The sequence below is a fragment of the Bartonella sp. AP7XZML genome, from assembly GCF_042195745.1.
Taxonomy (GTDB): domain Bacteria; phylum Pseudomonadota; class Alphaproteobacteria; order Rhizobiales; family Rhizobiaceae; genus Bartonella.
In genome coordinates, this window is the sequence record NZ_JBHIOT010000009.1 from 1 (window position 1) to 3,138 (window position 3,138).

Annotated in this window: 5 protein-coding genes and 1 pseudogene; 3 read left to right on the top strand and 3 right to left on the bottom strand. The window is 38.5% G+C overall.

Annotation, left to right across the window (positions count from 1 at the left end; genetic code table 11):
• The first annotated feature begins 76 nt into the window (after window positions 1–76).
• The 3 genes and pseudogenes from ACFILT_RS00685 to ACFILT_RS00695 form a co-directional block, all read left to right on the top strand.
• Window positions 77–655 (top strand): hypothetical protein, encoded by a 579-nt coding sequence (locus ACFILT_RS00685; protein WP_375679428.1) that lies wholly within the window; start codon window positions 77–79, stop codon window positions 653–655.
• Window positions 656–1,238: 583 nt separating this feature from the next.
• Window positions 1,239–1,958 (top strand): Rha family transcriptional regulator, encoded by a 720-nt coding sequence (locus ACFILT_RS00690; RefSeq protein ID WP_375679429.1) that lies wholly within the window; start codon window positions 1,239–1,241, stop codon window positions 1,956–1,958.
• Window positions 1,955–2,182, top strand: a pseudogene (locus ACFILT_RS00695) (hypothetical protein); the annotation flags it as partial. The gene ACFILT_RS00690 and the pseudogene ACFILT_RS00695, both read left to right, overlap by 4 nt.
• On the opposite strand, the gene ACFILT_RS00700 reads toward ACFILT_RS00695, so the two are convergent.
• The 3 genes from ACFILT_RS00700 to ACFILT_RS00710 form a co-directional block, all read right to left on the bottom strand.
• Window positions 2,145–2,426: a type II toxin-antitoxin system YafQ family toxin gene (locus ACFILT_RS00700; RefSeq protein ID WP_208438264.1), complete on the bottom strand. Its 282-nt coding sequence runs from the start codon at window positions 2,424–2,426 to the stop codon at window positions 2,145–2,147. The pseudogene ACFILT_RS00695 and the gene ACFILT_RS00700 sit on opposite strands and share 38 nt — an antisense overlap.
• Window positions 2,413–2,676 carry a type II toxin-antitoxin system RelB/DinJ family antitoxin gene (locus tag ACFILT_RS00705; protein WP_375674529.1) on the bottom strand — a complete coding sequence of 88 codons (264 nt, stop codon included), beginning with the start codon at window positions 2,674–2,676 and terminating at the stop codon, window positions 2,413–2,415. The genes ACFILT_RS00700 and ACFILT_RS00705 overlap by 14 nt, the downstream gene beginning before the upstream one ends.
• 96 nt (window positions 2,677–2,772) lie before the next feature.
• A complete protein-coding gene (locus tag ACFILT_RS00710; RefSeq protein ID WP_375674527.1) occupies window positions 2,773–3,078 on the bottom strand; it encodes a BrnA antitoxin family protein in 306 nt (101 codons plus the stop codon).
• Window positions 3,079–3,138: the final 60 nt, after the last annotated feature.

Below are 3,138 nucleotides of genomic sequence, written 5' to 3' on the forward strand. Positions count from 1 at the left end.
GGAAATTCCACTCGAACAGCCAAAAGCATCTAAAGCTTCCAAGTCATCAACACCTACCCCCAAAAAGGCTTAGACGTTGAAATTAATCATCCACCAAAAATGGTATCTTCAACAGGTAAAAGATACCTTCACAAACCTTCAAGCACCACGCCTTAACTGGGCTCTGCGTAATGCTCTAAACACTGCAGCAAAACAAGTTGAACGCTTTACTGAAAAGCAAGTTGCAGACATCTCATCAGCCCAAATAAAGCGTATAAGAAGAGGTGTTTATATTAAAGAAAAGGCGACAGCAAGGTTTCTTGAGACAGATATCATTGGTTCTGGAACACCGATACCTCTTAAATTTTTTAAAGCAAACGAAACAAAACGCGGCGTAACTTACACACTGTTTGGAAAGAAAGAAATCTTACCCCATGGTTTTATCAAGGGAGGCAGTTTTCCAAAGCGTGTTGAATTGAAAATGGGAGGGAATGTGTTTCAAAGAGATGACGGAGATCAATTCCCCATTGCAAAACAAGAAGGACCTTCAATTGCTAAAGTGATGTCCAAGCCAGAGATTGCAAGTGCTATTGCACAATATGCCAATGAAAGATTAACCAAAAATATACAGAGACAACTTTCTCGTCAAGAATACGCTGCTAATAAGAAAGGCTAGATCATGTTCTCAAGCTTTATCTATATATTCCATATCCTTATGAGTTTAGGAATTACATATTCTTATTGCAATTTTAAAAACAGATTATCACTTATGCTTTGTTTTTTCATAAAAAAAATCAATAAAATCAATGCAAAAGGTACTTCCCAGCGGGTTGGCTTCGTTGCGGGGCAGGACAGCGCGAACTATCGCTAGCGACAGAATTTTCAAATTGACTGTACATTGTACACTTAACTCATTGATAAATAACAATTTCAATATGTACACTATACAGTATGTGATTATTTTTAGATAAAAATTATTTTTATTCTTGACATTGTTGCGTCAATGTCTATTTTCGAATCAGGTGCCTAGAAAACACCTTAAAATACCAAGCGGATTGGTTGCCGAAATAATCAGTCTTCTGAACATTAAAGATTTTGACTCATTATATGCTGTAGCATATAACGGTCTTGTCGGGTGTAGTTACACTATACAATACCCTCACGGGAAAGGTGTGACGACGGACTTGGTACCGTGTTTTCTAGCACCCGGCACTCTTTTAGAGTGTCAATAGAAAACCTCTATTACCAAGGAGTTCACAGTGAACACACTTATAGAAATTAAAGAAAGCACTGCTAATAGTGCTACCACTCAGACTATGTCGAGTCGTGAAATTGCAGAATTATGTGGTAAAGAACATCGGAATGTTATGCGGGATATTCGGCAAATACTCACTGAGCTCAAAATTGAGCTGAGTAAATTTGCAGGATTCTACAGAGATTCAACAGGTCGTACTCTTCCTTGCTACAATCTTCCCAAACGTGAATGTTTAATTCTTGTTTCGGGTTACAGCACTGCTTTACGAGCAAAGATTATTGACCGCTGGCAAGAATTGGAAAGACAAGTAACAACACCACAAGTAGATTATTCCAAACCCGAAGCATTACTTGGTGTTTTGAATCACTTACAAAGTCAAATAGAACAGAAAGATCATGTTATTGCAGAATTAGCACCAAAAGCAGAAGCACTTGATGGTTTAAAGCGCTCTGATGGTCTGTTTGGTCTTATCGAAGCAGCAAAGATGTTGGAGGTACGACCAAAGGATTTAACAGATTACTTGCGTAAGCATGATTGGGTGTATCGTCGTGCTCCAGGGGCGCCTCTGTTACCTTATCAGGATAAGATAAAAAAAGGATTCATGGATTGCCCCGCTATCACAATTCAAAGACCAGATGGTACAGAAAAGGTGCTGCCTTCAACGAAAATCACATCTAGAGGATTGGCATGTTTAAGAGAACAAATCCATGGAGGTGTGCAATGAAGATAGATACCAACTTCTTATGCGATTTATGGATAGCATTATCTCAATTTTCTAATGATGAAAATGTGAGCGACAAAGATTGTAGTGCTCTAGTTCAAACTATGAATGCAATAGAAAAGGTTCTAGTTTTAAAGCTTCAAGATGACGTGCCCAATATTACAAAAATCTTGGCAATTTTGACANGGTTTAAAGATCAAGTTTTGAATGGGAGCCCAGACGCACTAAAATCAATCGATCTTGACCAATCAAGCGATAAATCAGTACTAAGTCAGGTCGAATATGGCAATCTCGATAATTGCTCCAATTCCCAGTCAATGCATGGTCATGATATCGAGGTTCTAAAGGTTGATCATTTGCTAATGCTGCAATGATTTGGCGCAAATCAGTATCTAAAAGATGCCGATACCGTCCTTTCATTTCACGCTTGAAATCACGTTTGAAGATAGTGGTACGTTCAATCGTCCGCATAGAGATCATTAAATAATTCGTCTACGGAATGAAACTTTTTTAAGTTACCTTCCTCTAGTTCTGCAAAAGCCGCTATAGTTTCCGCATTAGGTTGAAATAAGAAGGACGGAATAGCTTTATCTTGTGCAATACGCGTCATCAACACTCTCACAACATCACTTACTGATAAACCTGAAGCTTGAATAACTTGATTAGCGATATTTTGAATTTCTTCTGGTACACGCGCTTGAACCATACGACTGGCAGCCATAATGACTTCTCCTCTTGTAACTGTATTTCAATGTAATACAATTGAAGTTTAATTTCAACTGTAAAGCACATTTTTTAGAGTGGGGAGGTGGTTGGTTTAGCTGCCACTTGCTTTTTTTAAAACTTCACCCATACGTGTTCGCCAGTCTTTTCCTTGTTTTTTAAAAGAAGCAATAACGTTTGGGTCAAGGCGTAGAGTAACCGCTTGTTTGGGAGATTCAACGGGTGGACGCCCACGTTTACGGCGTTCTTCTGTTACATATTTAAAAAAGGAAGGTGGTAAAACATCTTTAGCTGGCTTTAAGCGTGCAAGTTCTTCATCTGTTAGTGATGGGGAATCCACAGCGTCCCAATCTTCTTTTGTGTAGCCACATCCTGTTTTAAAGGTTTTTTTGATAGTCATTGAAAACCTCTCTTTCTTTTTTATTCGCTTGACGAAAACTGATAATGGATATCGCTTCAT

Coding starts and splice junctions, on each gene's coding strand:
- ACFILT_RS00705 (WP_375674529.1), bottom strand. CDS start 2,676: ATGGCTGCCAGTCGTATGGTTCAAGCGCGTGTACCAGAAGAAATTCAA.
- ACFILT_RS00700 (WP_208438264.1), bottom strand. CDS start 2,426: ATGCGGACGATTGAACGTACCACTATCTTCAAACGTGATTTCAAGCGT.
- ACFILT_RS00710 (WP_375674527.1), bottom strand. CDS start 3,078: ATGACTATCAAAAAAACCTTTAAAACAGGATGTGGCTACACAAAAGAA.